Here is a 26,501-nt window from a genome sequence, read left to right on the forward strand (position 1 = left end):
CTTTTTTATTGGAGAAATGCCTTGCCTATCGCTCAACTTGGCACCGTCAACATCAGCGCTCTGAGCGTTCCGCAGGCGCTTGTCCAGATCGTTCCGCCCCAATATCTCTTTGGCGGCGTATCGACCAACCTTGGCGGCTTTGTCGGCACCGCCTCATGGGGGCCGGTTGGCGTTCCCGTCACTATCGGGAACTACCAGCAATACGCCTCGACCTTCGGCCCGACGATCAACCGCAAATACGACATGGGCGCGCATGTCATCCTCGCCTCGATGCAGGGTGCCAGCTATTTCGCCTGCGTTCGCGCCACGGACGGCACCGACACGGCAGCCACCGGCACCGTCGGCTCAACCGGCCTGACCCTGACGGCCAAATACACCGGCTCGCTCGGCTCGAAAGTCAGCATCACCGTGGCAGCAGGCACTCAGGCCAGCAGCTACAAGCTGATTGTCTCCTGTCCCGGTCTGGCCACGGAAGTCTTTGACAACCTCGCCGCCGGATTGACCGCGAATGCCGTTTGGGTGGCTTTGGCCGCAGCAATCAACAGCGGCTCGTCCAGCACCCGCCCGCCCTCGAATATCCTCGTGGCTGCGGCGGGCGCATCTGTCGCGGCTCCGGCCAATGGCACGACGACCCTGACGGGCGGCACCGATGGCGTGACCACGATCAACGCGGCCAAGCTGCTCGGCGTCGATACCTCGCCCCGCACCGGCATGTATGCCCTGCGCGGCACCGGCATTGCCCGCTTCGATCTGTGCGACCTCGACGATGTGACCAGCATTGCGACGCAGATCACCTTCGCGCAGGATGTGGGCGCTGAGGCCATCTGTGTGACACCGGCCAGCGATACGCTGACCAGCGCAGCGACCGAGCTTTCCACGAATGGCATTGATACCTATTCCGCAACGGTGATTTTTGGCGACTGGGTCTATTACCTCGATACGGTCAACAATATCCCGCTGCGCATGGTCTCGCCGCAGGCGGTCAAGATGGGCATCCGCGGCAATCTCTCGCCGCAGAACTCGGCGCTCAACAAGCCCATTCAGGGCATTATCGGGACGCAATCGACGATCCTCGGCAAGACCTATTCCTACGCGGATTTTCAGGCTTTGGCTGCGGCGCGGCTGGATCTGGTTTCGGTGCAGTCGCCGGGCGGGAATTACTTCTCGTTCCGCTTCGGCGTCAACACCTCGTCCAATCCGGTCTTACAGGACGATGCCTATACGGACGTCACCAATTTTCTCGCCAAGTCTGTTCTCCAGATCGCGGGCCAATATGTCGGCCTGACGCAGACGGCGGACGAGCGGCGCAGGGCCAAGACCAGCCTGCAGACCTTCCTCGCCTTTGCCCAGAACAACGGGATCATCGGCACGGCGGACGGATCGCAGGCCTATCAGGTGGTGCTGGATAACACGAACAACACCGCGTCCTCGGTTGCCCTTGGCTACCAGTTCGCCTACGTCAAGGCGGTCTATCTGGGCATCGTGCGCTACTTCATCGTCAACCTCGAGGGCGGCGCATCTGTCACCGTCTCGAACACGCCTCCGGGCCTTTAATTTCCCCTTTTTGCGAACTTTGGAGGCTTGAATGCCGCTTAATAATTTCAGTGTCGGCCATGACCTGGCCGTTGACATTGTCGATCCTGTGACGGGAGCCGTGGTGACATGGCCCTCGCCCACCGGCTTCGATGCCGAGCCGAACACCAAGCAGATCATGTCCGAACCGCTCTCCGGGCCGCCGCTCTATGCGGAATTGCCCGCAGGCTGGAAAGGCTCGATTGAATTTGACCGCTCGGACAATACGATTGACGCGTTTTTTGCCCGCAACGAAGCGCTGTATTTTGCCGGCCAGAACCTGCTTTACGGCACGATCACCGAAACGATTCAGGAGAAAAACGGCAACGTTTCCCAGTATCGCTTCGTCAATGTCGCGTTCAAATACGCGCAGGCCGGCAAATGGAAGGCTCAGGACAAGGTGCCGATCCGCATTGATTGGGTTGCATCGACCCGCATTCAGGTGATTTAACCAAGGCTGACACATGACCAAAGTCTCTAACGTCAAGGTCGCGGAAACCGAAAGCAAGCGCATCATTGCCGATGCCAATGCCACGGTGACAATAACCGACGGCCTCGGTCGCAAGATCGAGATCCGCAAGCCGAGCCATATTACCCGTCGAAACGCCAACAAGGCAATTTCAGCGGAATCGCAGGCCAAGCCGAACCTGTATTATGAATATATGATTGTCTTTCTGATCGTGGCGATTGACGGCGAGCCGGTGGCGGTTCCCAAGAACGAACTGCAGGCCGAAGCCTTGCAGGATCGCCTCGGTGACGAAGGTCTGGCCTCTGTCGCCAAGGCAGTCGCGGAAAATTGGAGCGCGGCAGCGGATGACGGGGACGACGACGCAAAAAACTAGCCGGGGACGCTGAATTGCGCGGGAATCTCTTCCTCGTGAAAAACGGCGTCCCTTTCGATGTGGCTTTCGCGCTCAACAGCACTGAGCGCTTTGCCTATTGCGTGATTTTGGGTGAATTGAACGGCGGCGAGTTCGACTGGGAACGCCGCAGATGGGTTGAGCCGAAATGAGCGACCTGACCCTCGACGAGATGGGCAAGATGCTGTTCGTGATGGCCGCAGCCATGCCGATGGCCGAGCAGGCGGCGCTTGAACACGCGGCGAAGATTGTCCAGGCCGAAGCCAAGGCCGAGATCGGCACCTATCAGGATGCGGCGGGGCCGTTTGCCGCATGGGCGCCTCTGGCGCAAAGCACGCTCGATGACAAGGAACGTCAGGGCTATTCAACGCCCTCGCCCCTGATGCGCACCGGCGAAATGCGGGATTCGATTGAATATAACGTGCAGAAGCGCGTGGCTTATGTCGGCTCAAATGAGGATAAAGCCGTCTGGCAGGAATTGGGAACGGACAAGATACCGCCCCGTTCATTCCTTGGCGGCGCAGCCGTGCGCAAAGAGAAAGACATTCACGAACTGACGGGCCGGATTGTCCATTCGGTTCTGACCAGCGGCGGCAGAAGCATTACGGTTTCAGAATAGCCAAGATGATCGCGCTCACGAACATGGTGGCAACGATGCCAACCAGTCCGACGAACAGCAAGAGCGTGATATAAAGCAGCATGATGCAAATCTTATAAATCAGCGGCTGCGGGCCGCGCATTTGCTTCATGACCCATTGATGCAGGTTTTTTACCGGCTTTTCCGGCGGCGGCAACACACCATTGCCGTCCATGTCGAGGATGGTCACATCGCACCGCATCAGTTGCATACCAAGGTCTGTGGCGGCCCGCTCGATGGCCTGAATGGCATGAGAGGCGGAGACGGCGAACCATTCGCCATTCTGCCGGTGGTGATGCAGCAGTTCATGGGCGCGGCTCTCGATGGAGCGGGCGTTGCCGTTCGTCGCGCCAAGGTATTCGGCTTTGAGACGGATGGGCGACGCGGTGTTAAGGCTCGACACCCTCGCATCCGGCGAGGTCGATATGCCTATCTTCGAATAGCCGTGATCACCGGACACGACATAGATAAAGCCTAATTTATTCATGCGGGAAGCATAGCACATGGCTGACGTTTATAAAATAGGCATGGAGATTGCACTGACCGGCAATGCGCTGGCGGGCTTGCAGGCTCTGGGCGCACGTCTGACCGGATTGCACAAGCAGGCCGACGAGGTGAACGGCAAGTTTTCGCGCATGGGTGTGCTGCTGGCGGGTGCGGGCGCAGTCATGGCAGGCTCTGGCATTCTCGCAAGCCTCAAGGGCATTGCCGATCATGGCGACAAGCTGCTCAACCAGCAAGACCAGATGGTGCGCTCTGGCCTCAAATTGAATGAGGTTTTGAAGGTTCAGGCGGACTATTATAACAAGGTTTCAAAAGCCATTCCGACTTCGACCGGCGCGGAATATCTCAAGCAGGTCAATGAATTGCGTTCCGTTACCGGTTCAACAGATGCCGCTGAGGCCTTGGCGCCGCGTGCAATGAAAGTCGACGCCCTGCTCGGCAACACGTTCGGCAAGGATATGTCCGGCGAATATTACAAACTGCTTCGCTCGGCTGAAATGAAAGGCATTTCGACCAATCCCGAAAAGCTGCAAGATTTTACCGATAAGACGTTTTCCTACATCACGGCTTTCGGCGGCAAGCTGACAGCCAATGATTTTCAGGTGATGGCGCGGCGCGGTGGCGCGGCCTATATGAACGCCGATATCGACAAGGCTTTGGGGCCGATGGCGGTTCTCGCGGCTGACGTGGGCGGCGCAGCGGCAGGCACGGCGGCCATGTCGCTTTATCAGTTGCAGATGGGCGCGACGACACTTTCCAAGCAACAGGGCGAAGTGCTGCGCAGTCTCGGCCTGATTGATATGCGGAAGGTCAAAGCCACGGGCTTCGGGGGCGGTCGGCTGCAGATGGAGCCGGGTGCGATGATTGGCTCGCTGGAATATGGCAATGATACACCCGGCTGGATTAAAAACGTGGTCTACCCGGCAATTCTGAAAAGAACACACGGCGACGAGGCTTTGACACAGGCCTTGATTTCCAAGATCGCGCCAAACCGCAATCAAAACAAATTGATTGAAATGTTCGGAAATGAACACTTCCTCGACCAGCAAATGAAAGATTTGGGCCTTTCGAGCAAGGTTCTGTCGATTGACGAATCCTACGCCAATTATATTTCAAAAAATCCGATGGGCGCGAAAAAAGGCTTCAACGATCAATATGAAAGCATGATGCAAGCCATTGGCGCACCGTTGATGCAGGCCGCTTTGCCCGTGATGCAGCAAGTGACCGAAATGTTCAATAAAATCGGCGAGTTTGCGAACAAGAATCCGCAAACGATCAAGATCATTGGCGAGGGGCTGGCGGCTCTTGGCGTGGCTCTGGTCGGTGCTGGCGCGGTGGCGATCATGGCGGCGCTTGGGCCTGCGGGCTGGATCACCTTGGGCATTCTCGCACTTGGCTCGGCTGCGGCCATTGCCTATGCCAACTTCCCGAAATTCGCCAACATGTTCGATGCTGTCATTCAAAAGCTGGAATCCGCATTGAAGTCGATCACAGACGCGCTGCAATCTTTCGTCGATTGGCTGCAAGCCCTGCCCTCTAAAATCTACGGCGCCCTTGCGGCATTCGGCGCCGGCGCATCGGGAACGGGCGGCGCATCGCTCGGCGGGGCTGCGGGCGCTGCGGTCGGCCACATGTTCGCGGCCCCTCCGGTTCCTCCGGCCAATTCGAACAAGCTGGAGCATCATTCGTCCATCTATCTCGACGGCCAGCGGGTCGGCACGATGATTGAAAAGCGGATCGTGGCAGACAATCGCACCGTGCGCGGCGCGGCGGGGCATGACGGACGTGCAGACTGGCAAATGCCTGACTACGTGGTGGCTTGAACATGGCAGATACACGCGTCATCCTCGGCGGCTTCGTTTTCCAAGACTGGGAAATCCCGAACGAGATCAACATTGGCGGCAAGCAGCAGGCGGTCGTCCACAAGATGATCGGCGGGCAGCGGGTCGTCGATGCAATGGGCTGGGATCCAGACGACAAATCGTGGTCGGGCATGTTTCGCGGCCCGAACGCGCTGGATCGCGCCCGCGAACTGGAAGGCATGGCGCAGGCCGGTGCCGCGCTGAATCTCTCATGGTTCGGCATTTATTACACGGTTCTGATCTCGTCCTTCTCGGCGCATACGCATAAATATTACGAAGTTCCCTATTCGATCTCGTGCATTGTGGTCGTTGATCCGAGCGCGTCCGCAGGCTCGTTTCTGTCCAGTCTTGACTCTCTTGTGTCCAACGACCTCACGGCGGCCCTTGCGACGGGCGTGGGCGTCATCTCCTCGGTGCAGAGCGCTCTTGCCTCCGCTGGCACCTTGCAGGGCGCGAGCGGGGCTGTGCTGTCGTCTCTGGCCAATACGGTCGGGACAAGTTCAGTCTCGCTCGAAGCCTCTGTCGCAAGCACGGATCTGTTGATCTCGACTGCCTCGCCGGATGGGTCTGACCCCGCCGTCATTTCGTCCTGGCTCTCCGGCGTATCGGGCAATCTGATCACCCAGACCAATCAGGTGACGGCGCTCAACTATCTGAACCGCATCGGCACCAACCTCGCTCTGAATGTGGACTGAGATGACCACCATTCTCGCACCCGTGACAGCCAAGATCGTGACGGTTGCTTATGGCAATCTGTTTCAGCTTGCGGCGCAATATCTCGGTGACGCCACCCAATGGAACCGGATCGCGGCCCTCAATGACATGACCGACCCGTTCTTCACCGGCGTCGTGACGCTGAAAATCCCGCCGGTCAATGCCAATGCCGGAAACGGCGGAATCCTTGGCGAATGACCGGAATTTTACGCAATCCCACGGCATTTTTGATTATCAACGGGGAAAATATCCCTGTGGCGCAGGCCGAAGTGCATCAGAGTAAGACCAAGCGCGGGGACAGCTTTCGCGCCTCAGTGCCGTTCGAGGCCTTGCCGTCCGGCATGGATGAATATTGGTTTTCGACCGCGCCCGACATTGCCGCACAGATGAGCATCAATGGCGTGCAGATGTTCGACGGCAAGATTGATCACACAGACTATGACTTCAATTCCCGTCTGTTGCAGATATCGGGACGGGACAAGGGCGCGGCTCTGATCGACACGCTGTCATCCGAGAAGTTTCAGAACATGAATCCGGGCGATATTGTCCAGGCTCTGGCCTCGCGGCATGGGCTGCAGGCCGATATTGACGCGGTGACGGACAAGGCGGGCAAAAATTACCAGATCGACTGGGCGAAAATCTCGCACCGCTGCTCAGAATGGACATTGATCAACGATCTGGCCGACCATTACGGCATGAATGCCTATATCACGGGCGGCAAGGTCTATTTCAAAAAGGCGGACGAAAGCCTGCCCTCATATGCGATCAATTATCAGCGACCGACACCGGAAAGCTACGCGAGCGGCAATTTCATGCGCCTCACCTGCTCGCGCAACCACATTCTGGGCCGTCCGGTCAAGACCACTGTGCATTCGCATAATCACAAGCGTAAATCCGTCATTTCAGCCAAGGAAAGCCGCGACGGCGTGGGCATTCCGCTCGATTATCATTATGTCATCCCCGGTCTGGCGCAGGATCAGGCGCAGCGCATTGCCACAAAAAAACACAATGAGCATCTGGCCCATGAGCTGACGCTGACAGGGCTGGAAATCCCCGGCGACGAGAATTTGACCCCGCTGTATCTGATCACTCTGAGCGGGACGAACACGGCGTTTGACCAAGACTATGAAATCACCGGCCTCGATCATCGGATCGGGTTTTCGGAAGGCTATCGCACCACCATCGGCTGCAAGAACAAGTCCAAGAAGGGCGGCAAATGAGCCTCGACAATCTCATGCGCCGCGAGATGGGGCGCGGATCGACCCGCAAATCTGAAACCATCACCGGCTTGGTCGATAGCTATGACCCGACCAATCACGCGGTCAAAGTCAAGGTTCTGACCGATCTAGACAGCAATGGCCAGCCAAGAATTACCGGCTGGATTCCAATCCGCACCATGTCGGCAGGGGCGAAGGCCTCGATTGTCTTTGGCCCGACCATTGGCGATCAGGTGACGATCGAACATCTTGAGGGCGATTCCGAAACACCCGTTGCCACCGGATTCATGCACAATGACATCGACCGGCCTCCGACTGTGCAATCGGGCGAGATGGCTATTCAGTTTGCAGCAGGCACCACCATCAAGGTCGATGCGTCAGGCAATGTCACCATCACGGCAGCAAGCGGCAATGCCACGGTGACGGCACCAAACATCACCTTGCACGGGAATGTCTCGGTCAATGGCAATTTTGCCGCGACAAACGGCACGTTCACGCACAATAGCCATGATGTCGGCTCGACCCATCTGCACACCGGCGTCACACCGGGCGCAAGCGATACCGGCCCGCCAGTCTAAGGATAAACCATGCCGGACATTAACCACACATGGGGCGGGGACATTGTTCTCGGCCCGACAGGCGACCTCGGCCTTGTCGATGGCCGTGAACTGACCATCCAGCGCATTCTGCGCCGCCTGATGACCAACGAGGGCGAATATATCTGGCATACGACCTATGGCGCTTCGGTTCCGCGCCGGGTGGGCGACGTTCTCGACGCCAGCCTGATCAAATCGGTGATCAACGCGCAGATTTTGAAAGAAAGTGCCGTGGCGCGAAATCCGGCCCCGGTGATCACCGTCACGCCGGGGATCAACTCGGTTCTGGTCGATATTGTCTATACGGACGCCGTGACGGGCCAGCAAATCAGTCTTTCCTTTGACGCGAAAAACTAGGGCGCACAATGGCAACCTTAAACATCAAGTCCATTGCCACGATCATTTCGGATCAGGTCGCGGCAATTCAGACCAAGGCCTCGTCGCTCATCGACTTTTCGACCGGCTCAATCCTGCGCTCCATCGTCGAAGCCAACGCGGCGGTCGGCGTCTGGCTGCAAGCGCTCGTCCTGCAAGTTTTGGCCGTCTCGCGCCTTTCGACCTCGACCGGCTCGGACGTCGACACGTTCGTCAACGATTGGGGGCTGTATCGCCTGAGCGCGTCAGCCTCTGCCGGATCCGTGACCTTCGCCCGCTTCACCGCCACCAGTTCGGCAGTGATTCCGATTGGCGCAAAAGTCCAGACGGCGGATGGCTCGCAAAGTTTCGCCGTGATCGTCGATGCGACCAACACGGCCTATTCCGCGACCGCAGGCGGCTATCTCCTGCCGGTGGGCGTGACCTCGGTTATTGTTCCGGTGCAATCGACCAATACCGGCACACAGACCAATGTCGCGGCAGGCGCGATCAATGCGATTGTCTCGAATATCTCCGGCGTCGATACGGTGACAAACGCTCTGGCTTTTGCCGGCGGGGCGAATGCCGAGACAGACCTTGCCCTGCAAACGCGATTCATCGCTTACATCGGCTCACTGTCCAAGGCGACGGTCGCGGCGATTGAATATGCCGTGACATCGTTGCAGTTGAATGTTCAGGCCACGATCATCGAAAACACCAATCTCGACGGGTCAAACAATCCCGGCTTTATCCTTGTGACGATTGATGATGGCACCGGCTACCCCTCTTCAACACTGATTGCCAATGCGCAGGCGGCGGTCAATGCGACGCGGGCCGCCTCAATCAATTTCGCGGTGGTAGCGCCGGTGGTGGTCAGCGTCAATGTCTCGTGCGCCCTGACCACGGCGAGCGGCTACGATCACAATACGCTGGTCGCCGGGGCGGCTTCTGCGATCACAGCCTATCTGAATGCGCTTCCACTTGGTTCTGGCCTGCCCTACACGCGGGCGGCGCAGATCATCTACGACTCGTCTCCTGGCATCACCAATGTCGGCTCGCTCTTGATTAACAATTCAACGCAGGACATTGCCGCCAATCCGCGCAATGCGCTCCTGCCCGGAACGGTGAGTGTGGTCTGATGGCGACAGGCGACTCAAACGACCTCTTTAACCGGCTGAAAGCGCTTCTCCCGGCCTCGTGGTTCCCCGACAGTTCGCCGGTTCTTTCCGGCGTTCTGACCGGCTTTGCCACGGTCGGCACGTGGGCTTATGGCCTGATCTCTTTTGCCAAGTTGCAGACCCGCGTCGCCACCGCGTCGGGAATTTTTCTCGATCTGATGGCCTTCGACTTTTTCGGGCGGCGTCTCAAGCGCAAGACCGCTCAGCCAGATGCCTCGTTTCGCAACACGATTCAAACCGAAGTGCTGCGCGAGCGCGCCACGCGCAAGGGCGTATTGAAGGCGGTGTCCGATCTGACACAAACGCCGGTTTCCGCGATTGAACCGTGGAATGCCAACGATACGGGCGGCCTGAATGTCAATTTCTTCCTGAGCGAGAACTCGTCCAGCATCGGTTCAAACAAATATCCGTATTCGATCTTCATCAATGCTATTGAGCCAATCGGCACCGGGATCGCAAGCCTCGCGGGCCTTGGCACGGCCTACGGCGGGTTAGGCGCTGGCGCGTTCGCTCTGGCCGACAAGTCGCTCATTCAAGGCAATGTAACCAACAGCGACATTTACAACGCGATTGAAGCCTCGCGCGCTGCAGGTGTGACGGCATGGGTCAATATTGGGCCGCCCTCGATCAATGCCGGACGGCTGAACACCTCGTTCATTCTGGACACGTCTCTACTCGGCTGAATTTTCGCACATCATTCTTTCCCCAAGGCTCGCGTTCTGCGGGCTTTTTTATTGAGGACGCCTTATGGATCGCTTTCTTGTCTATCCCTCCGAGCAGCTTACCGACACAACTCTCCTGACCTCGGAACGCGCCAAGATGATTGCGCTCGGCTATCTGGCGCAGGGCGTTCTCGGCACCTCGACCATCGTTGACGGGTTTCCTGCCGCGCCCACCTCGCCCGCGACAATGGCGGTGCAGATCGGCGCAGGGTCGATCTATACCTTGACCTCGGTTGATACCACGGCTTACGGCTCGCTCGGCGTCGATGCCGTTGACCAGATCGTCAAACAGGGCGTCATATTGTCCACGACCTCGCTGACGCTGGTTCCGCCCTCGACCGGCGGCTATGCGATCAACTATCTGATTCAGGCGCAGCTTTCCGAGACAGACACCGGCTCGACGGTGCTCTCCTATTTCAACTCGGCCAATCCGCTTGTCCCGCTGACAGGGCCAGCAGGCTCCGGCACGGCGCAGCCGACCATCCGGCAGTCAAGTGTCGCCCTTGTCGCCAAGGCAGGCACTGCCGCCACCGCAGGCACACAGGTCACGCCAAGCCCTGACGCCGGTTATGTCGGTCTGTGGGTGGTCACGGTCGCCAATGGCGCGACCTCGATCACCTCGGCCAACATCAGCCAATATACCTCAGCCCCGTTTGTTTCGGTGAAACTGCCGCAGCTTCCGGCATGGGTGCAGTCCGGCTCCTATCGCTGGGCGACGGACACCGGCACGGCCAATGCCATTGCCATTGCGCTGAATCCGGCACCGGCCTCGATCAGTGCGGGCTTTGAAGTGGCATTCAAAAAGCTGGTCACATCGACCGGCGCGGTGACGATTGCGGTCAATGGTGCGTCTCCGGTGGCCGTGGTCAACGATGACGGCTCGGCGCTTTCAGGCTCAACGCCGATGAATGCCAATATCCTTGTGAAGTTGACCTTTGACGGCACGTCCTGGCGCTGGACAAACTCGGCGGTTTCGACCTCGGTCGGCTCGCTGACTGCGGCAAGCGGCGAAGGTATTAACGTCGCGGGCGGCGCGGTGGTCAATCTGAATTACCCGGCGCTTACGGTCAATTCGACCTTGGCGGCAACGGATCTGATCTCGTTCTATTCGCAGGCCGACACGCATCACCGCGTCCAATCGGCCTCGCAGTTGGCGAATAACCTGATTCCGCTCATGGCGAGTCAGACACCGGGCCGCCTGCTGCGCAAACGCTATCTGACCTCCGGTTCGGCCTCAAACTTTTCGAGCGATACGACGCACGTTCTGGTTCGCATCGTCGGTGCAGGCGGTTCGGGCGGCGGCGGCCAGACCAATACCGGCTCGGCAGGTTCGGGCGGCGGCGGCGCGGGTGGCTATGCGGAGAAATATCTCGCGGTCACGGCGGGCGCAGCCTTCACCTACTTCCTCGGCGCCGGCGGCTCGTCGGTGTCGGGCGTTACAGACGGCAACACCGGCGGTTCAACGACTTTCTCCTACTCGACCACGACCCTGACGGCCAATGGCGGCACGGGCGGCAAAAACTCGAACACCTACGGCTTCGGTGGTCTGGGCGGCACGGCCACGGGCGGCGATCTGAATTGGCAGGGCGACGCAGGACAGGGCGGCACACCTCCGGGCTTCCCTACAGCCTCAGGCAAGGGCGGGTTTTCTCCGTTCGGTGGCGGCGGTCAGGGTGCATGTGATTATTACACCCCGACCGGTCAGGCGGGCAGCGGCTACGGCTCAGGCGGCGGCGGCGCATCGGGGACGGGCCTTTCGGGCGCGGGCGCTCCGGGCTTTATCGAAATCTGGGAATTTGCATAAGGGACTGACCTATGACTTCATTCGTCGCTGGGCAGGCTCTTACGGCTGCCGCACTCAATGCCGCTTTCGCGCAATATCAGCCCGTAGGCACGATATCTTCCTTCTCTGCCACCTTGCTCACCCAGACCGCGCTTGCGGGCTGGATGACCAATTTGAGCCTGCCGACAGCCTCGGTGGGAACAGCCAACGGCCTTGCACAGTTGGATGCAACGGGCAAACTGCCGCTTGCGCAGCTTCCGACTGCCGTTGCCAACGGCATGACCTATCAAGGCACATGGAACGCCTCGACCAACTCGCCGGTGCTGGCGAGCGGGACGGGAACAAAGGGCTATATCTACAAAGTTACCGTTGCAGGCTCGACCAATCTGGACGGCATCACGCAATGGAATGTTGGCGATCAGGCCGTATTCAACGGTACGACATGGGACAAGTGGGACGGCATTTCCTCCGAGGTGCTGTCTGTGGCGGGTCGCACCGGCGCGGTGGTGCTGTCCTCGGCTGATCTCTCGGACGTGTCCACGCTGGCCCCTCTCGCCTCGCCCGCTCTGACCGGCACACCCACGGCTCCGACAGCCACGGCGGGGACGAATACGACGCAAGTTGCAACTACGGCATTTGTCACAACGGCTGTCGCTGCTTCGGTCACGCCGGTTTCATCCGTGCGTCAGACGGTGCAGCAAGGGCCGATATCTGCCGGTGCGCCGTCATTCCTGCCCGCAACCTCGGCCAGCTTGTCGATCACCTCGCAGAATATCTCAACTGGTGCGAATGCCTTGGTGGTGTCATCTGCCAATGGGTTCAATGCAACGGGCGGCACAAACGACAGCTACGGCGTTTCGACCGCGAACCTGACGTGGAGCGGCTTGCAAGCATCAAGCACGAATTACCTGATTGTGTTTGTGTCTGGTGGCGGCCTGACTACAGCCGTATCGGTGAACGCCCCGATTTACCAATTTGGCGGAACAATCTCGACGGTCAACGGCCAGTTAACGTTCGACATTTCGCAGATGAAAATGTTTCTCGGCAATGGTTCAGTGGCAAATCAGACCAATGCTGTTGTTGTAGGTGAGGCCGTCACAGGCGCGTCCTCGGTCACAAGTACGGTGGCTTATCAGTATAACGGGTATTATGTCGGAGCGTGGCAGTCTCAATCATCGACCGGACTTGTTTCGTTTACGCACAATCTTGGGCTTGGAAATTATGGCGCGGTTCTTGCCCGAATAGAAATGAAAAACATTACGGCGGAACAAGGGTATTCTGTCGGCGATATTATTGCAAATCCAATGAATTACGGCGGCAGCAACCCAATTATTATGCTGAATCTTCGGCGCAATACAGCATCTTATTATCAATTTACGACAAGCCTTGGAATTATGTCCAATTCAACGGGCGGGTTGGTTCAATCGACCGCCGCTGATTGGCAAATTCGCCCTGTCGTTTCAAGGGGGTGGTAATGACCTATTGGATAAATTCACAAAGCCAGATTTATCAAGGCGATTGCGTCCCCGGCGATACTGCCGCGACCGCTGCCCAGATTGCCGCATGGCAGGCCGCACACCCCGCGCCGGTCAACTCGGTGCAGGTTAATTCAACTTCGACCCCGGCCGTCAATGGCACTTATTCAATCCTGCCTGCCGCGATCCAGAACGTCGAAGCAGTTTCGCTCTACATCCAGGTCAACGCCAAGTTTCCGGATGGTTACACGTCAATGCCCTGGTATGACACATCCGGCACGGTGCATCTGTTTCCTAGCACCTCGCTATTCCAGGCTTTTGCCACTGCCCTTGCCGATTATATGACCGCGCTCAATACCGGCCAGAACCCCGCAACTCCATTGGCGATTCCGTGAGGGTGCCATGCACGCATCGTTTATTTTAGCCGGATTGATTTTTCTTGGCACACTTGTGATGACGTTTGTCGTCGGTTTTGCCGCAGCCATGTCAGACGCTCCGCAGGACAATTCAGCGACAGCGCCGCTCACGATCCTCATATCCGGAACGCTTATCTCAATCGCCGTGGCTGCAAGTCATTGGCTGCAACTCTCTTGGTGAGGCCCTGACATGCCCGACGCTGCACCTATTCTGCCCGGATTTATCGGACTGGCCCTGATCATCATGCTTGGTGTTTTGTTCATTCTCCGGCCGCGCGAGTAAATCTCGCCAATCAACCCGTTTCGCGCCGCCCTTCCGGGCGGTTTTTTTATGACCTCACGCGAGGATCCCATGAGCAATTACGATGCAATCGGCGCAGGCGACGTGTTCGCGGTGCGCGGCACAACCCCGCTTTCGGAAATCGTCGAACACGTTGAAGGCGGCGCGTATTCGCATGTCGCCATCGCCTATCCAATGGATGACGGCCTTTACGTCCTCGAGGCGCGCGAAGGTTACGGCGTGCGCCAGATCGCCGCCGCCGGCTATCTCGATCAATATACCGTCGATCTGATCAAGACCAATGTGCATTGGACGCCGGATCTCGAGGCTTTCGCGCTCTCGAAAGTCGGCCAGCCCTATTCCTATGTTGCCGCCGTCGAAGTCGGCCTCGATCTGACGCCGCCGGACCATGCCGAAATCTGCTCGCTCTACGTCCGGGACATCCTGGTGCAGGCCGGCTTCACCCTTCCCCGCAAGGGGGAAACACCGCAGGCGCTCGTCAATGATCTCATTGACGCCGGCTGCATTCTCCATGGCCTTATTCACCCAGAGAAAGCATGAAAATCCGATGTAGTCTTTATGTCCTTGTCGCAAGCATGTGCATGTGGCCGGGCATGGTTCTCGCCGGCAATCACGGCCCCAGCCTCGATTCTCCGGCTTACACCAAACCCCAGGCAAACGAGCCTTCCGATCTGATCGGAATTGCCCTCAAATACGTCAATCTCGGCAATGTCACCGGCTTTCACGGTCCATGGTGCCGGGCTTTCATCAATATGGTCATGCGTCAAGCCGGGCATCCGCTCGCTGACACATCGCTGCGCGCACGCGATGCCGTCCACCTTGGACGCAGAATCGCCGCGCCCCGTCCGGGCGCTCTGTTCGTGCAACCCCATCATGTCGGTTTCGTCATCCGGCCGCTTTCAACAGGCGCGTTTCTGGCGATCTCCGGCAATCACCGTCATCACGTCATGGTTTCGGTCTATTCGACACATGGCGTCACATTCGTTCTGCCCGATTAACGGATCCCGCCATGAACTACGAAATCATCAAGGACGTTTTCGCCGCTATCGGCATTTTCTGCGCGGCCGGCGTCGCGCTGGTTTTCGGCGTGCTGATCATCTGCGGCGAGAACATTGTCGGTGACATTTTCGATTGGAGGAAAGGGTGAAACAGAACCGCATAGCCATTATCAACCGCGTGCTCGTCTCCGAGGGCGGCTACGTCGACAATCCCTCGGATCCCGGCGGCGCCACCAACATGGGCATCACGTTGCGCACATTGTCGGCCTGGCGGCACAAGATCGTCTCCAAGTTGGATGTGCGCAATCTGACGCGTGCCGAGGCCATCGACATTGATACGGCCGATTACTGGAATGTCGTCTGCGGCGACTTCCTGCCCAGCGGCGTCGATTATGAAGTGATGGATGCCGCGATCAACTCCGGCCCTGTGCGCGGGATCCAATGGCTGCAACAGGTCTTGCATGTGCCCGTCACCGGCCATGTCGACCTGGTGACAAAGGACGCGCTCTTAAAGGTCAAGGATCCGGTAGCCCTGGTCAAGGCCTATGGCGCGGCGCGCCTGTCCTTCCTCGAACGTCTGACGATCTGGCGCGTCTTTGGGCGCGGCTGGTCATCCCGCGTCGCCTCCGTCAACAAGATCTCGATCGTCATGGCGACGGCCGTTCCTGCCGTGCCTTTGGCGGCGGCGGCATAACCCGCACACTCGATTTAACCCGCCACCCCAAAAGGATCATTCTCATGAAAACCGCTCTTTTGGCGGCGCTTGCGCTCGCCCTGATCGCCGGCCCCGCTCATGCCGTCGACCTCAACCCAACGGCGGATCTCGCCGGCACGTTCATCAATACGGCGCTCGGCCCGACGATCATCGCTCTCTTGCTGGCCATAGCGCACCGCTTTCCGATCTTGCAGGTCGTCATCAATCTCATTGGCAAGCAGGCCATTGAGGATGCGATCAACAAGGCCATTGCCTATGGCGTCGCCTCGGTGCTCAATTCGCTCGAGGCGCCGCTCGCGGAAGTGGATTTCAAGAATATGGTGGCCAATATCGCCGCCGTCTGGATCCAGGATCATGAAGGCCGGATGCTGGCCCGCGCCGGCATTACGCCGGACAAGGTGCGCGATCGCCTTGTTGCCTATGTCGACTCGCACCAGGCCGTGATTGACGCCGTGGGCTCGATGAAGGGACCGGCCGCGCTTGTGCTGGCCACCCCGACGCCAAACCCCGTTTCCCCTCCTGCTCCTGCGCAGCCGCTCAATCTGCATCCTGCATCGGCAGCCGTTCCCCAGGATGCACCGGCGACCACGATGGCCGCTCCTGCCGCTCCGATGGATGGCCCCGGACTGGCGTCTCTTGCCTTATCGGCCATGTCTGCCGGCTAAAGGCTTTCCTCTTATAAAAGGATACTTCCCATGAAAAAGTTTTCTCTCGTGGGCGCGCTTATTGTGTGCGCCCTGGCCCTGGCTGGCTGCTCCCAGGACAAGTTCAACCAGTTCATGACCAACCTGACCACGGCCACCAACCAGGTGAACCAACTCAATACCCAGATCGTGCAGGTCAATCTCAACCTCATCAAAACCAATGAGGAACTGGCGCAGGCCGTGGCAACGGTCGTCTGCCCGATCGTCAATGCCTCCGTCAACCTCGGCAAGGCGATTGAAGCGGATCCGGCCGTAGGCGCCAAGGTCAAGGCCAAGATCGCCAAGGCTGGCCCGGCGGGCGCGATTGCCGAGGATCTGTGCATCGCGGCAGGTTTCGGCCCGACCGTGGCGGCACCGGCCACCGGCGGCTAATATGGCTGCGCCGCTTATCGTCGGCATTGTCAGTCTGATCACCGGCATCGGAGCAGGGGCTTACGTCCCTGCCCTGACCGGCGCGGTGAAGGTCGAGGCTGTGATTGCCGACATCTACGCCAAGATCCCGGTCCTTTGCGAAGCCACCGGCCCGCTCGTGATCAAACTGCAAGAGCGTCACCCCAAATCCAGGGAACTTTATAAATTGCGCGCGGCAGGCGCGGCGATCTGCGCTGCGGCTGGGCGATCCGACAATCCGATTAACCAGGCGCGGCTCTTTGCCGACGCGCTGATTGCCATCGACCAGGCCGAGAAAAAACTCGGGGGAGCCAAATGAGTGATGTCCACGCTCGCAGTCTGAATGGGACCAAACCGCGAAAGAAGAAAGTTATGCCCCCTGCCCCTCATGGCGAAAGACTAGCCATACTCGAAAAGACTTTTGAATTTTTCCAGCACGTCACGAAACAAGGCTACGAGGACACAAGGAACTCAATCGCCACCTTGGTTGATAAATTCGATTCCCTCGACTCTAAGGTTGAAGGGCGCATCGAAGTTATCAAGAATCAGGTCGCGGCTCAGATCGCCGCGGCAGACGAGCGCAATGACGGCAAGCTCGAGAAGATCGAAGAGCGGCTCAAGGGCTTCGAAGAAAAGCTCGATCGCGTGCTTGCCAACCACGAGCAGAACGCCGGCAGTCGCGTTGCCTGGAAGACGCTCGCCGGCTGGATCCTTGCGCTCTCGGGCGCAGGCGCGACCCTGCTTGCGGCCTTCTATTCGCGCAAGTGACTGGCCCCCTTCCGAAGGGTTTTCCGATAAAAGCTCTTGTTCTGGCGGCTTCACTTGCGGCCGCTCTTTCTTCTTTCGCGCGCGCCGATCAATGCGCGCCAAACGCCATGCTGATCGGTGAGGCCTCGAGCCTTGGCTCACTGCTTGTCTTTAAAGGCGAGGATGCCGCCCAGCTTCGCGAAATCGTCAATATGTTGCCGCGGGCAACGAATTATTAGGCCGATAAGATCTTTGTCGCGCTCTATAGCGACCACGCTAACGTCTTCGTCAGATTTTCCATCGAGGCGCGGACCCACGATTATCTGATTTTCAATCGCACCATTTGTGATGAGCTTTATCGCCTATGGAACGGCGATCCGACATAAGCAAGCAAATCCATACTGCCATTACACGAAACAGTTTAGCCATCCGGCTCCTTAGCCTGGGCGCATTGCGCTGATGAGCATCGCCGGCATCGGAATGTGCCATTGTCCGTTATCGGCGAACCGCTGAACCTCGCCAATGAGAGCATTTTGAATTGCGCGCTGATTGGCCAGTGGTTGCGCCGCAAGCATGCCGGCTGCGCGCGCGGTGGCCTTCGCAAATACCTCCCAGAATTGCTCGGGAGCGCTGAGCCGCAAACTGCATTCAACGCGCCGGAACGCTATGCGCTCGAACCGGATGCTTTTCAGCACATCGCGGGCAAAATCCTCATTGGCAAACTGATGAAAATCCGGAGCCGGAGGCAAGACGACGTCCGGGCTGCCGCATTGACGTATCGCGGCATATAAAATTCCCATGCAGGGCGAGTCTTGAGGGCCGAACCACGCGGTCATCGCCAAACGGCCGCCCGGACGCAGCACGCGATAGGCTTCCCTGAGCGCCAACTCTTGTTCAGGCACATGCGGAATACCAACATTTGAGAGCACGATGTCGAAGTGCTGGTCTGCAAAAGGCAGCTGCTGTGCATCCCCTTCAATAAAGGTGGCATCGGGGACATTAGCCCGCGCCAGTTCCAGCATAGCGGGAGAAAAATCAAGGCCCGTTACTTTGCAGCCGGCGGCGACCAAAGCCTTCGCCACAGAACCGTGACCGCAGCAAAGGTCTAATGCTTCGTCGCCCGCATGAACATCAACCGCAGCGAGCAGATCCGGTATTGCCTGTTGGGGAACGCCAGCGAAAAGCTGCACATAATCGGCAGCCCGGGTATTTTCCTTCCAGGCCGAACTTTCCATATGCTCAAAGGTGCTGAAGTCGCTCATGTCGCCTCAAGGGATGACGCCAGCCAGAGTATCTGCGAATGATATCGAACAAGAATTTAGCGAGCAATAAGCCGCAGACCGATTTTAGTTTTGTCCCACAGACAGGAAACAACAGGACGGAGCAGTACCAGTTTGCGCAGATCCTGACCCGATAATACTATCTATTTTTTACCCAATGGCAGCGGGGCGGTTGGCCTCGCTGCGCAAAGATCTGGCGGGTTCGCAATGCGGCTATTCAATAAACTGTCAAACTTTTTCGAACGTCGCCTAACCGTGACCGACGGCTTTCAGTCCCTTCTTGAGATCGTCAGCCGTCATGACCGGCGTATAGTGCACCTCTGCTCCGAGCTCCATGAAGAAACCCTCAGCCGTAGACGGCATCGTGCTCGAATCCTGCATGTCAAAGACAAAGAATGCTGTTCTTTTTCCACAATCCACCGTGAAATAAGCCGCTTCAGGTTTGTGCTTTTCGATAAATCCCATCATAACCTTCGGTAGTGTTCCGCTTCTGATCCCTTCATTTCCATGCGCAGCGTCTACGCGAACACGAAGCATCATACGCATTTGTGCCTCCCTTGAATTGCCTGAACCTGTCGTTGCAAGCAGGACAATTGTAGACCTATCGGGGGACACCCACAATGCGGGTCTGATTTGCCGGGCAGCTTTTGACCAGCTGACCTATTTTTGCGATTGAATAGTCTTTCGCAGATCCCTGACATCGGCCGACAGATTGTCAATGGATTGTGCCAGCTTGTTACAACGCGTTTCCTCGTGCGCCGAATGTTCAATAATTCGGTTCATGTGCACGTCAGCGTGCTTTTCAATATAGAGCGCAACCAGAACAAAACCGCCGAAGGTAAATGCCATCGACGTAAGCGCAATCACAACGATTGGCCAAAGCCGTCGAAGATTTGATGTTCTTTTTGGCGATAACTCGCTCATTATTTGGTTCTCGGACGACGAACAACATATCTTTGCTATAAGAAAAACAGCTAAAAAGCAGTTAAATTATTGAAAAAGTTATCGATATCACGCCAAAGCAGGCATGTTTTTTAATTTGTGTAGGCAATGTAGGAATTTCAATCGCCAAACGAGGAACAGTCAGGCTGCGCTTCTGACTTGATCGACAAATCGTCCAACAGACCCACGACCGTCCTATAGCCGTAAATATAGGGGCCAAGTGTTCAAGCGCGCCCGCTCAAATTGATCCCGAAACGCATAGATCGCGCTCGGTTGTGCGCGATTGGCTCAAATTCTATTATTTGACTATGGATCCCGACAAAACCGGCGGCGCGAAACAGTTCTTCCCAGGCTTTTGCCTCTCGGAGGTGGAAACCATATGTCGTTTGTGCAAAATCTGGCGCCCCTCTCGGGGACAAGCAACTCATCAGCACCAAACCGCCGGGGCGCAGCACCCGGCGCACTTCCGTCAGAGACTTTGCCGGATCAGCCCAAAAATGCATGGCGCCAATCGAGAAGACCCGATCAAAATAATTGTCGTCAAATGGCATTTGCTCGGTTGAACCAATGTAAAAGCTGGCATTGCCAGCGGAGACCAAATCAGCGTTCAGCGCAGAAGCCAATTCAACCATTCCGGACGATCTATCGATGCCAAAGTAGCGAACGTCCTCCGCTTGACTGATCACATCCCGCACGGCCCTGCCGTTGCCAAAGCCAATTTCGAGGACGCGGTTGCCAGACTGCACCTTCAGCAGCGCGGCAGTGACCGCGTTCACCTTCTTGCTGTTCGCGTCGAGCCAGTCGGCCAAAGCGACGTCAAAAGCGCCCTCTGATTTGCCGAGTTGTCGAGCGCGCTCTGCTGCGCTCAGGATTTCAAAGATGGCCATCGGATAGCTCCAATGCGCGAAAATGTGACCAACGCGCAACGGCGATGTTCAGCTTTTCAAGTGATTTAAGATGGCAAAACATTTTCTATTCCAAAATCTGCGGGAAAATCGGATCTCGGAACGGTTTTTAAAGCTATTGCGCGATGGTTCTATCATTGCATTGACATTTGTCAGGAGCGCCAACGCGTGGTCGACACTGCAATTAGCACGCACTCGCCAAATTTGGCTCGATTCGTTTCCCTCTCCCTCTCTCAAATTTTAGAAGTGGTTAACCCCGGCATGTTTACATGCCCGCGTGATATCAAATAGGGAGAACGTCCGATGTCTAGCCTAGAGATACGCCCCTACCCCATTGTACGAGAAGAGGATGCACGAATTACAACGCTGCGCGCTCTGGAAGTTCTTGACACGGACTTTGATCCCGCATTCGAACATATAGTTGAACTGGCTCGCAAGATATTTAATGTTCCCATAGCGGTGATTTCACTTGTTGATGAAAAGCGGCAATGGTTCAAAGCCAAGCGCGGTATAGATGTGCGCGAAACCGACCGCAAAGTCGCATTTTGTAATTACACGATATTATCGGATGAACTTTTTATTGTTGAAAATGCTTCACAGGATGATCGCTTCAAGAATAACGATCTCGTGACTGACGGTCCCAGAATACGCTTTTACGCCGGCTGCCCGCTTGAAATGGACGAAGGGTTGATGGCAGGCAGCCTCTGTTTGATCGATCAGAAGCCGCGGCGGCTTGGTCCGAAACAAAAAGAAGCGCTTAAGTCGCTGGGCACGATCGCTGCTTCACTGATCTTGCAGTATCGAGCTGCCGCAAAAAACGCTGAACTTTCCCAAGAATTACTTACGAAAAATGAGAAAATTGAATCTCAATCCAATGATTTGCAAACGCAAAAGCGAATTCTTCAATGTGCATCGGACCTGGCAAAGATCGGCGCTTGGGAGAAAGACTGCCGCACCGGCAAGCTCACCTGGAGCGAAGGTATGTATCGCATTCACGAGGTGAGCGAAGATTTCATTCCTTCGTTTGAAAAATTGGACCTGTTTTATCCGCCCGACGAATATCAGCGTGTGCGGCAAATTGTGAGCGAGTCTGAGGCGAACAATCAACCCTACACCTATGAAGGCCGGATGTTTACGGCAAAGGGTAAGCTTCGTTGGGTCAGAGTATTGGGAAATATCGAATTCAAGGACGGCGTGCCTGTCCGTAGATATGGAATGAAGCAGGACATAACCGAAGAAAAGACTGCGATCGAACAAATCAAGCGGCTTGCCGAAGTCGATATGCTCACAGGTTTATTCAATCGGTCGCAATTGGTGAAGCATATCGGTAGACTGAGTGAAAGCAAGGCAGGCTTTTCATTGTTTCTTCTCGACCTGGATGGGTTTAAGGAAATAAATGATATTTATGGCCACGCAGCAGGCGATCTTTGCCTAAAAGTCGTCAGCGACCGCATCAACAGCGTTTTTGTAGAGAACAAGTTCGTTTCCCGGGTTGGGGGCGACGAATTCGCGATTGTGATCGAAGATCTCGTTACAAGATCAGATATCACCCCAATCGCCGAAAGGATCTTAAACGTAGCCGCCCAACCCATCATTTGGCAAGGCAGCACACTTCAGTTCACGATTTCGATCGGCATAGCGATACATCAGCGCAACGATGAAATGGCGCAAGCTGAATTGATGAGCGAGGCGGATCTTGCGCTTTACGAGGCCAAGGCCAGCGGGCGTGATTGCTTTATGTTCTTTGAACCCCGAATGCGGGAACTTACCGAAAAAAAGTCCAAAATTCTAACTGCTATCCGAAATGCTTTGTGTCGGGACGAATTAGAACTTTATTATCAGGCAAAGGTTGATCTTTCGACCAGGCGCACGGTCGGTTATGAGGCCTTGTTGCGATGGAATAGCGAGGATGGCGTACAGACGCCCGGAGATTTCAGATCTGCGCTTGAGGATCCGCGGCTTTCCACTGATATCGGCAATTTCGTACTTCGAAATGCTCTGGATCAGGCTGCCTTGTGGATGCGACAAGGCTTCGAGTTTGGATCGATTGCCATCAATATCGGGCCGAGCCATTTCAAGGACGAGCGATTTGCTGAAATGGTTATTACGGAAATCAAAAAGCGCAACCTAGACCCCTCTTCTATTGAAATTGAAGTCACCGAGGATGTTTTCATGTCTCGCGGTCCCAATATTGTTCAGAAAAATTGCGATCGCCTTCGGGCGAGCGGCGTTCGAATTGGTCTCGATGATTTCGGCACGGGCTTTGCGTCCCTCACCCATCTGTTGGAATATTCTGTTTCCACGGTCAAAATAGATCGGTCTTTTGTCTCGGGACTGACCAAACGGGCAGGATCCGCAGTCGTTGTAAAAGCCATAGTGGATATTGGCGTAAGCCTCGGCATCGATGTCGTTGCCGAAGGTGTCGAGACTGAAGAGCAAGCAGCCTTTTTACGCAATGTCGGCTGCACCATAGCTCAAGGCTACCTGTTTCATGTTCCGTCGCCAGCCAGCGACCTTAAGACAGAGATTTGCGCAAATCCGATCATGTCAAAACTGCGAGTCGCGCCGTTCGGCCTGACGCGCTAACTCGACACATTGAATGTCGCGATAGCTACATCGCAAATCGAACAAAAATTGCCAAACGAAAGCCCGATAATCCACACGTAAGGATTATCGGGCCGGCCAAAGTAGCAATGACCTTTCTCCCCAAAATGAAGCTTTGAATACGTTCAATCGCAATCAGCTTGCACGTACGAAAAATTCCACACGAAATGTCTACAGTCTTGCGAGATCATTGTTGATCTAAAGCCCCGCGCTCGCGACACAATTTACATTTCAGGCTTTTGTGAACTTCTCGGCGAATTCGTCACAGAATTTTCTTACATTCTCGCCAACACTATAGACAAGACGCTGATCGTGCCAGAATTCATTAAAAATCCCCGCATCCTTCAACCAGCCGATCCTGCGATAGACCGAAGCGCGAGATAATTTCGACAATGGGATAAGATCCTCCGCTGTTGTCAAAACGCCAGCTTCCTCCCGCTTAATCAATTCGTCCAGCAGTTCTCGGGAGCCATGATCCAAATGAAACAGGCCATGGCGACGTTGCATGGAATTCAATATACCGAAAAAATTTGACACGCCCGACACTGTAATCCTCGTTTATTTAACCGGTTTAAAGATCAAATAATCCCTATCGAGATCAACCTCTCACATCAGCCTAACCGGCTCTGCCTCGCACCGGCACCATCCAATCGGACAATGATGATCGCCAGGAAAGCCGATTTTAGGAGGAGCTGAATATCGAAAACGCCGGCCGTTGAACTTCGCGCATTCATCACAAACATCTCCGTCATCGGCGGTCCGCCAGATGAAATACTTGCAGCCAATCGCAACGGCATGCTCGCGATTAATTCTTGAGATAGATCGAAACCGCTCCGCCATTTCATTTTCAAACCGGATACGGTCGGCGGTAACTTCGTCGGCCGAATATTGGCCGCTCTTTGTTATCGGTCTCTGAACAAATGGCCACGGATCCGGGCTCGTCCTTGACGACGCCGCAGACATCAGCGAATGCGCGGTGCCGCTTCGCCAACCGTATAAATAGGCAATGAACTGCCAAATGCGCATGGCCGACCCAACATTGATATCGTATGACGATTAAATTCCAGTCACTCACAAATGTCCAGACCGTAAGTTAAAAGTTTGACCAACCATATCTTGTCCGCCCTCTGACGGAGTTAAATTTTCGTTGGTGGGTGACACAAAAATCCCCTCCTCACGACAGGAGACGTAATTCGGTGTCAAGAGAGTTGGACAAATGTCGCACCAGCACAGGTCAGTCGTAGATCCCGCAATTGAGATTACGAGTAGTAACAGTCACAGACCCATCTTTACTAAAATGGCCGAGGTCATATTTTTTTGAAGCAACCTCCTCAATTTTATTTCGCAACTGCAAAAAAACCTCGATGTAGTTCAACGCTGGGTCTTCAGAACCGTGCTGAACCGCATCTTCCAACGCTGCTCTATCGACCCAACACACCACCAATTGATTCTCGTTCCTCATAGAGAATCCGACACGCTCCGAATGCACCCAGGGCTTTTCACTTCCTGAAGTCAAAGGCATTTCGCGCTCCTTTTCCGACGGGGACAGAAAAATGTCGACGACGTCCCGACAAGCTGAAAAAATTTACCCCAGCCAAATATAATATTCGAGCTGGCCGCTCCGAAATGCACAAAATCGCGCGTCACGATTCGCACCTTTTTGGCATCCTAACAAGGTGGTTGCAAACGGAAACTGTGCGGAAACTGTGCGGAAAAGAAGAAGCGCTAAGGAAATTATTTTTATAACATATTGATTTTATTTATAAATTCTGGTGGGCGGTAACGGGCTCGAACCGCTGACCCTCTCGGTGTAAACGAGATGCTCTACCAACTGAGCTAACCGCCCCCGGCAAATCTCTACCTTGGAGCCACGGGAAATTGCAAGCCCCAAAACGCATCAGGGCGTCATATCAGCCATATGCGGAGGGCAATCGATTCTCGGAGCTGATGGGCCTAATGTTCAGCCGTAATGTAGGCGATGACATCCTCGATGTCCTTTTTGCTGTGAAGGCCGGGAAATGTCATCGCCGTTTTCGGATTATATTTGCGAGGATTGGCAAGAAAAGCGGGCAGGTTTTCAACTCCCACCCGCTCGGTATAGGGCAAAGCCATGTGGCAGGTATGACAATTGGTCTCGAAGACGCGCTTGCCAGCAACGGGGTCGCCTCCCGCCAAAGCGCCGCCGGGCACCATCAGACCAAGCAAAGCAAGCAGACCCAATGCCCGCAAGGTCTGAACGGCTATTTTCATACACTTACCCCATCATGCAACTGCTGTTCGGGCGTCCTATTTCGTCCGCACGACCTGACCGCGTATTTCACCGGCGGGATTTTTAGCAGTGTGGATATTGAAATACCAACGGCCGTCCCGCAGTTCCTTGGCCTGCTTGGCTGTGATCTTGGACGAACCCTTGAACGGACTGACCTGCGGATCAGGAGCGCCGACCTGAATAGGTGCATTCTGCTCCGAGGTCTTGCCGATATAAGACACCGGACCGTGGAAATGCGCCCCCGTGACGGGGCCGCTCAGCCCCGTATAGGTGACGGTCCAGCTCAGCGTGTCGGTGGCCGTGTCGAGAACGGCGTCAAGATGGCCGGTGCCGGGCACATCCAACGGCGGAACCTCGCCGCCGCCTGTCAGATCCGCCTTGAAAGGAAGGCTCGCCGCCAGAACCGCAGAAGAGACGGAAACGCTCAATGCCAGAGCGAGCGGAAGGAATGCCAGCCTGACTGCACGTGAAAGGACAGCCCCGCGCCCTGCGCCAGACAGCGCCGCAGTGGCCAGGCCGCATGCCTGAAGGGCAGCAGACGAAGATGCAATTTCCTCAGTTTTAAGACTCATGTTGTTCTCCCAGGCTAGCAAATATCAAAACGGCATTCCTCAAAACGGTCCGGACGCAGGCCGATGATTCAGTTCCTCATTTCGGGTATTCATATCAAACTGATAAAATTAGCTGTTTTAAATAATTTAGCCTACCGGCTCATGCTCTGAACCGAAAAACCTGCCGCCTCACTGCCATCGAAAG

At 56.1% G+C, this 26,501-nt stretch carries 34 protein-coding genes and 1 tRNA gene; 25 read left to right on the forward strand and 10 right to left on the reverse strand.

Annotation, left to right across the window (positions count from 1 at the left end):
• The first annotated feature begins 21 nt into the window (after window positions 1–21).
• From AC0N03_RS11900 to AC0N03_RS11920, 5 genes are read left to right on the forward strand one after another with little or no spacing between them, the layout of a single operon-like run.
• A complete protein-coding gene (locus AC0N03_RS11900) occupies window positions 22–1,554 on the forward strand; it encodes a hypothetical protein (protein ID WP_474289004.1) in 1,533 nt (510 codons plus the stop codon).
• Window positions 1,555–1,585: 31 nt separating this feature from the next.
• On the forward strand, window positions 1,586–2,023 hold the full coding sequence (locus AC0N03_RS11905; protein WP_474289006.1) for a hypothetical protein: 438 nt from the start codon (window positions 1,586–1,588) through the stop codon (window positions 2,021–2,023).
• A 13-nt stretch (window positions 2,024–2,036) separates the two neighbouring features.
• Entirely contained in the window at window positions 2,037–2,414 is a 378-nt protein-coding gene (locus tag AC0N03_RS11910; protein ID WP_474289007.1) for a hypothetical protein, read from the forward strand.
• Window positions 2,415–2,449: 35 nt separating this feature from the next.
• Entirely contained in the window at window positions 2,450–2,584 is a 135-nt protein-coding gene (locus AC0N03_RS11915; RefSeq protein WP_474289009.1) for a hypothetical protein, read from the forward strand.
• Entirely contained in the window at window positions 2,581–3,051 is a 471-nt protein-coding gene (locus AC0N03_RS11920) for a phage virion morphogenesis protein (RefSeq protein WP_474289011.1), read from the forward strand. Before AC0N03_RS11915 ends, AC0N03_RS11920 begins: the two co-directional genes overlap by 4 nt.
• Here the strand turns inward: AC0N03_RS11920 and AC0N03_RS11925 are convergent.
• Complete coding sequence (locus AC0N03_RS11925; protein WP_474289012.1) at window positions 3,035–3,556, reverse strand: GIY-YIG nuclease family protein; 522 nt, start codon at window positions 3,554–3,556, stop codon at window positions 3,035–3,037. The genes AC0N03_RS11920 and AC0N03_RS11925 overlap by 17 nt on opposite strands.
• Before the next feature lie 16 nt (window positions 3,557–3,572).
• On the opposite strand from AC0N03_RS11925, the gene AC0N03_RS11930 reads away from it, so the two are divergent.
• From AC0N03_RS11930 to AC0N03_RS12020, 19 genes are all read left to right on the forward strand, one after another.
• Window positions 3,573–5,396 (forward strand): phage tail tape measure protein, encoded by a 1,824-nt coding sequence (locus AC0N03_RS11930; protein ID WP_474289013.1) that lies wholly within the window; start codon window positions 3,573–3,575, stop codon window positions 5,394–5,396.
• Window positions 5,397–5,398: 2 nt separating this feature from the next.
• Window positions 5,399–6,130: a hypothetical protein gene (locus tag AC0N03_RS11935; protein WP_474289015.1), complete on the forward strand. Its 732-nt coding sequence runs from the start codon at window positions 5,399–5,401 to the stop codon at window positions 6,128–6,130.
• 1 nt (window position 6,131) lies between these two features.
• On the forward strand, window positions 6,132–6,347 hold the full coding sequence (locus AC0N03_RS11940) for a hypothetical protein (RefSeq protein ID WP_474289016.1): 216 nt from the start codon (window positions 6,132–6,134) through the stop codon (window positions 6,345–6,347).
• Complete coding sequence (locus AC0N03_RS11945; protein ID WP_474289017.1) at window positions 6,344–7,369, forward strand: phage late control D family protein; 1,026 nt, start codon at window positions 6,344–6,346, stop codon at window positions 7,367–7,369. Before AC0N03_RS11940 ends, AC0N03_RS11945 begins: the two co-directional genes overlap by 4 nt.
• Window positions 7,366–7,944 carry a phage baseplate assembly protein V gene (locus tag AC0N03_RS11950; protein ID WP_474289019.1) on the forward strand — a complete coding sequence of 193 codons (579 nt, stop codon included), beginning with the start codon at window positions 7,366–7,368 and terminating at the stop codon, window positions 7,942–7,944. Before AC0N03_RS11945 ends, AC0N03_RS11950 begins: the two co-directional genes overlap by 4 nt.
• A gap of 9 nt (window positions 7,945–7,953) precedes the next feature.
• The gene (locus tag AC0N03_RS11955; RefSeq protein WP_474289020.1) at window positions 7,954–8,319 is read left to right on the forward strand and encodes a contractile injection system sheath initiator; all 366 of its coding nucleotides are present in this window, start codon (window positions 7,954–7,956) and stop codon (window positions 8,317–8,319) included.
• An 8-nt stretch (window positions 8,320–8,327) separates the two neighbouring features.
• The gene (locus AC0N03_RS11960; protein WP_474289022.1) at window positions 8,328–9,455 is read left to right on the forward strand and encodes a baseplate J/gp47 family protein; all 1,128 of its coding nucleotides are present in this window, start codon (window positions 8,328–8,330) and stop codon (window positions 9,453–9,455) included.
• Window positions 9,455–10,177, forward strand: coding sequence for a hypothetical protein (locus AC0N03_RS11965; RefSeq protein WP_474289023.1), 723 nt, complete (start codon window positions 9,455–9,457; stop codon window positions 10,175–10,177). Before AC0N03_RS11960 ends, AC0N03_RS11965 begins: the two co-directional genes overlap by 1 nt.
• Window positions 10,178–10,241: 64 nt before the next feature.
• The gene (locus AC0N03_RS11970; protein WP_474289024.1) at window positions 10,242–12,020 is read left to right on the forward strand and encodes a hypothetical protein; all 1,779 of its coding nucleotides are present in this window, start codon (window positions 10,242–10,244) and stop codon (window positions 12,018–12,020) included.
• A 143-nt stretch (window positions 12,021–12,163) separates the two neighbouring features.
• Window positions 12,164–13,474, forward strand: a complete 1,311-nt coding sequence (locus tag AC0N03_RS11975; RefSeq protein ID WP_474289025.1) for a hypothetical protein — start codon at window positions 12,164–12,166, stop codon at window positions 13,472–13,474.
• Window positions 13,474–13,869, forward strand: a complete 396-nt coding sequence (locus AC0N03_RS11980) for a hypothetical protein (protein ID WP_474289027.1) — start codon at window positions 13,474–13,476, stop codon at window positions 13,867–13,869. The genes AC0N03_RS11975 and AC0N03_RS11980 overlap by 1 nt, the downstream gene beginning before the upstream one ends.
• A gap of 373 nt (window positions 13,870–14,242) precedes the next feature.
• The gene (locus AC0N03_RS11985) at window positions 14,243–14,731 is read left to right on the forward strand and encodes a hypothetical protein (protein ID WP_474289028.1); all 489 of its coding nucleotides are present in this window, start codon (window positions 14,243–14,245) and stop codon (window positions 14,729–14,731) included.
• Window positions 14,728–15,189, forward strand: a complete 462-nt coding sequence (locus tag AC0N03_RS11990) for a C40 family peptidase (protein ID WP_474289029.1) — start codon at window positions 14,728–14,730, stop codon at window positions 15,187–15,189. The genes AC0N03_RS11985 and AC0N03_RS11990 overlap by 4 nt, the downstream gene beginning before the upstream one ends.
• An 11-nt stretch (window positions 15,190–15,200) precedes the next feature.
• The gene (locus AC0N03_RS11995; protein WP_474289031.1) at window positions 15,201–15,338 is read left to right on the forward strand and encodes a hypothetical protein; all 138 of its coding nucleotides are present in this window, start codon (window positions 15,201–15,203) and stop codon (window positions 15,336–15,338) included.
• Entirely contained in the window at window positions 15,335–15,883 is a 549-nt protein-coding gene (locus AC0N03_RS12000; RefSeq protein ID WP_474289033.1) for a glycoside hydrolase family 108 protein, read from the forward strand. Before AC0N03_RS11995 ends, AC0N03_RS12000 begins: the two co-directional genes overlap by 4 nt.
• A gap of 44 nt (window positions 15,884–15,927) precedes the next feature.
• A complete protein-coding gene (locus AC0N03_RS12005) occupies window positions 15,928–16,569 on the forward strand; it encodes a hypothetical protein (RefSeq protein ID WP_474289034.1) in 642 nt (213 codons plus the stop codon).
• A gap of 30 nt (window positions 16,570–16,599) precedes the next feature.
• On the forward strand, window positions 16,600–16,980 hold the full coding sequence (locus AC0N03_RS12010) for a hypothetical protein (RefSeq protein WP_474289035.1): 381 nt from the start codon (window positions 16,600–16,602) through the stop codon (window positions 16,978–16,980).
• Between the two features lies 1 nt (window position 16,981).
• A complete protein-coding gene (locus AC0N03_RS12015) occupies window positions 16,982–17,317 on the forward strand; it encodes a hypothetical protein (RefSeq protein ID WP_474289036.1) in 336 nt (111 codons plus the stop codon).
• Window positions 17,314–17,766 carry a hypothetical protein gene (locus AC0N03_RS12020; protein WP_474289037.1) on the forward strand — a complete coding sequence of 151 codons (453 nt, stop codon included), beginning with the start codon at window positions 17,314–17,316 and terminating at the stop codon, window positions 17,764–17,766. Before AC0N03_RS12015 ends, AC0N03_RS12020 begins: the two co-directional genes overlap by 4 nt.
• 416 nt (window positions 17,767–18,182) lie before the next feature.
• On the opposite strand, the gene AC0N03_RS12025 is transcribed toward AC0N03_RS12020, so the two are convergent.
• The 4 genes from AC0N03_RS12025 to AC0N03_RS12040 all read right to left on the reverse strand — a co-directional run bounded on the left by AC0N03_RS12025 (window position 18,183) and on the right by AC0N03_RS12040 (window position 20,854).
• Complete coding sequence (locus AC0N03_RS12025) at window positions 18,183–19,007, reverse strand: class I SAM-dependent methyltransferase (protein WP_474289038.1); 825 nt, start codon at window positions 19,005–19,007, stop codon at window positions 18,183–18,185.
• 267 nt (window positions 19,008–19,274) lie between these two features.
• The gene (locus AC0N03_RS12030) at window positions 19,275–19,571 is read right to left on the reverse strand and encodes a hypothetical protein (RefSeq protein WP_474289040.1); all 297 of its coding nucleotides are present in this window, start codon (window positions 19,569–19,571) and stop codon (window positions 19,275–19,277) included.
• A gap of 114 nt (window positions 19,572–19,685) precedes the next feature.
• Window positions 19,686–19,949, reverse strand: a complete 264-nt coding sequence (locus AC0N03_RS12035) for a hypothetical protein (protein WP_474289042.1) — start codon at window positions 19,947–19,949, stop codon at window positions 19,686–19,688.
• Between the two features lie 242 nt (window positions 19,950–20,191).
• The gene (locus tag AC0N03_RS12040; protein WP_474289043.1) at window positions 20,192–20,854 is read right to left on the reverse strand and encodes a class I SAM-dependent methyltransferase; all 663 of its coding nucleotides are present in this window, start codon (window positions 20,852–20,854) and stop codon (window positions 20,192–20,194) included.
• 321 nt (window positions 20,855–21,175) lie between these two features.
• Here AC0N03_RS12040 and AC0N03_RS12045 point away from each other — a divergent pair, with 321 nt between their 5' ends.
• The gene (locus tag AC0N03_RS12045; protein ID WP_474289044.1) at window positions 21,176–23,458 is read left to right on the forward strand and encodes a sensor domain-containing phosphodiesterase; all 2,283 of its coding nucleotides are present in this window, start codon (window positions 21,176–21,178) and stop codon (window positions 23,456–23,458) included.
• Window positions 23,459–23,707: 249 nt separating this feature from the next.
• On the opposite strand, the gene AC0N03_RS12050 is transcribed toward AC0N03_RS12045, so the two are convergent.
• From AC0N03_RS12050 to AC0N03_RS12070, 5 genes are all read right to left on the reverse strand, one after another.
• Window positions 23,708–24,022 carry a hypothetical protein gene (locus AC0N03_RS12050; protein WP_474289045.1) on the reverse strand — a complete coding sequence of 105 codons (315 nt, stop codon included), beginning with the start codon at window positions 24,020–24,022 and terminating at the stop codon, window positions 23,708–23,710.
• Between the two features lie 688 nt (window positions 24,023–24,710).
• On the reverse strand, window positions 24,711–24,998 hold the full coding sequence (locus tag AC0N03_RS12055; protein ID WP_474289046.1) for a DUF1488 family protein: 288 nt from the start codon (window positions 24,996–24,998) through the stop codon (window positions 24,711–24,713).
• A 248-nt stretch (window positions 24,999–25,246) separates the two neighbouring features.
• A tRNA-Val gene (locus AC0N03_RS12060) sits at window positions 25,247–25,322 on the reverse strand.
• Between the two features lie 107 nt (window positions 25,323–25,429).
• Window positions 25,430–25,726, reverse strand: coding sequence for a c-type cytochrome (locus tag AC0N03_RS12065; protein WP_474289047.1), 297 nt, complete (start codon window positions 25,724–25,726; stop codon window positions 25,430–25,432).
• Between the two features lie 36 nt (window positions 25,727–25,762).
• Window positions 25,763–26,317, reverse strand: a complete 555-nt coding sequence (locus AC0N03_RS12070) for a CHRD domain-containing protein (protein ID WP_474289048.1) — start codon at window positions 26,315–26,317, stop codon at window positions 25,763–25,765.
• Between the last annotated feature and the right edge of the window lie 184 nt (window positions 26,318–26,501).

Source organism: Methylocystis sp. sgz306128, assembly GCF_056032725.1.

Excerpts from the sequence above, each read along its gene's own strand:
- AC0N03_RS11925 (WP_474289012.1), bottom strand. The coding sequence starts at position 3,556 with ATGAATAAATTAGGCTTTATCTATGTCGTGTCCGGTGATCACGGCTAT.
- AC0N03_RS11945 (WP_474289017.1), top strand. The coding sequence starts at position 6,344 with ATGACCGGAATTTTACGCAATCCCACGGCATTTTTGATTATCAACGGG.
- AC0N03_RS11975 (WP_474289025.1), top strand. The coding sequence starts at position 12,164 with ATGACCAATTTGAGCCTGCCGACAGCCTCGGTGGGAACAGCCAACGGC.
- AC0N03_RS11980 (WP_474289027.1), top strand. The coding sequence starts at position 13,474 with ATGACCTATTGGATAAATTCACAAAGCCAGATTTATCAAGGCGATTGC.
- AC0N03_RS11940 (WP_474289016.1), top strand. The coding sequence starts at position 6,132 with ATGACCACCATTCTCGCACCCGTGACAGCCAAGATCGTGACGGTTGCT.
- AC0N03_RS11935 (WP_474289015.1), top strand. The coding sequence starts at position 5,399 with ATGGCAGATACACGCGTCATCCTCGGCGGCTTCGTTTTCCAAGACTGG.
- AC0N03_RS12025 (WP_474289038.1), bottom strand. The coding sequence starts at position 19,007 with ATGAGCGACTTCAGCACCTTTGAGCATATGGAAAGTTCGGCCTGGAAG.
- AC0N03_RS12040 (WP_474289043.1), bottom strand. The coding sequence starts at position 20,854 with ATGGCCATCTTTGAAATCCTGAGCGCAGCAGAGCGCGCTCGACAACTC.
- AC0N03_RS12065 (WP_474289047.1), bottom strand. The coding sequence starts at position 25,726 with ATGAAAATAGCCGTTCAGACCTTGCGGGCATTGGGTCTGCTTGCTTTG.
- AC0N03_RS12055 (WP_474289046.1), bottom strand. The coding sequence starts at position 24,998 with ATGCCTTTGACTTCAGGAAGTGAAAAGCCCTGGGTGCATTCGGAGCGT.
- AC0N03_RS12015 (WP_474289036.1), top strand. The coding sequence starts at position 16,982 with ATGGCTGCGCCGCTTATCGTCGGCATTGTCAGTCTGATCACCGGCATC.
- AC0N03_RS11995 (WP_474289031.1), top strand. The coding sequence starts at position 15,201 with ATGAACTACGAAATCATCAAGGACGTTTTCGCCGCTATCGGCATTTTC.
- AC0N03_RS11960 (WP_474289022.1), top strand. The coding sequence starts at position 8,328 with ATGGCAACCTTAAACATCAAGTCCATTGCCACGATCATTTCGGATCAG.
- AC0N03_RS11920 (WP_474289011.1), top strand. The coding sequence starts at position 2,581 with ATGAGCGACCTGACCCTCGACGAGATGGGCAAGATGCTGTTCGTGATG.
- AC0N03_RS12010 (WP_474289035.1), top strand. The coding sequence starts at position 16,600 with ATGAAAAAGTTTTCTCTCGTGGGCGCGCTTATTGTGTGCGCCCTGGCC.
- AC0N03_RS11930 (WP_474289013.1), top strand. The coding sequence starts at position 3,573 with ATGGCTGACGTTTATAAAATAGGCATGGAGATTGCACTGACCGGCAAT.
- AC0N03_RS11910 (WP_474289007.1), top strand. The coding sequence starts at position 2,037 with ATGACCAAAGTCTCTAACGTCAAGGTCGCGGAAACCGAAAGCAAGCGC.
- AC0N03_RS12070 (WP_474289048.1), bottom strand. The coding sequence starts at position 26,317 with ATGAGTCTTAAAACTGAGGAAATTGCATCTTCGTCTGCTGCCCTTCAG.
- AC0N03_RS11990 (WP_474289029.1), top strand. The coding sequence starts at position 14,728 with ATGAAAATCCGATGTAGTCTTTATGTCCTTGTCGCAAGCATGTGCATG.
- AC0N03_RS11905 (WP_474289006.1), top strand. The coding sequence starts at position 1,586 with ATGCCGCTTAATAATTTCAGTGTCGGCCATGACCTGGCCGTTGACATT.
- AC0N03_RS12035 (WP_474289042.1), bottom strand. The coding sequence starts at position 19,949 with ATGAGCGAGTTATCGCCAAAAAGAACATCAAATCTTCGACGGCTTTGG.
- AC0N03_RS12045 (WP_474289044.1), top strand. The coding sequence starts at position 21,176 with ATGTCTAGCCTAGAGATACGCCCCTACCCCATTGTACGAGAAGAGGAT.
- AC0N03_RS12020 (WP_474289037.1), top strand. The coding sequence starts at position 17,314 with ATGAGTGATGTCCACGCTCGCAGTCTGAATGGGACCAAACCGCGAAAG.
- AC0N03_RS11985 (WP_474289028.1), top strand. The coding sequence starts at position 14,243 with ATGAGCAATTACGATGCAATCGGCGCAGGCGACGTGTTCGCGGTGCGC.
- AC0N03_RS11965 (WP_474289023.1), top strand. The coding sequence starts at position 9,455 with ATGGCGACAGGCGACTCAAACGACCTCTTTAACCGGCTGAAAGCGCTT.
- AC0N03_RS11955 (WP_474289020.1), top strand. The coding sequence starts at position 7,954 with ATGCCGGACATTAACCACACATGGGGCGGGGACATTGTTCTCGGCCCG.
- AC0N03_RS11970 (WP_474289024.1), top strand. The coding sequence starts at position 10,242 with ATGGATCGCTTTCTTGTCTATCCCTCCGAGCAGCTTACCGACACAACT.
- AC0N03_RS12005 (WP_474289034.1), top strand. The coding sequence starts at position 15,928 with ATGAAAACCGCTCTTTTGGCGGCGCTTGCGCTCGCCCTGATCGCCGGC.
- AC0N03_RS12030 (WP_474289040.1), bottom strand. The coding sequence starts at position 19,571 with ATGCGTATGATGCTTCGTGTTCGCGTAGACGCTGCGCATGGAAATGAA.
- AC0N03_RS11950 (WP_474289019.1), top strand. The coding sequence starts at position 7,366 with ATGAGCCTCGACAATCTCATGCGCCGCGAGATGGGGCGCGGATCGACC.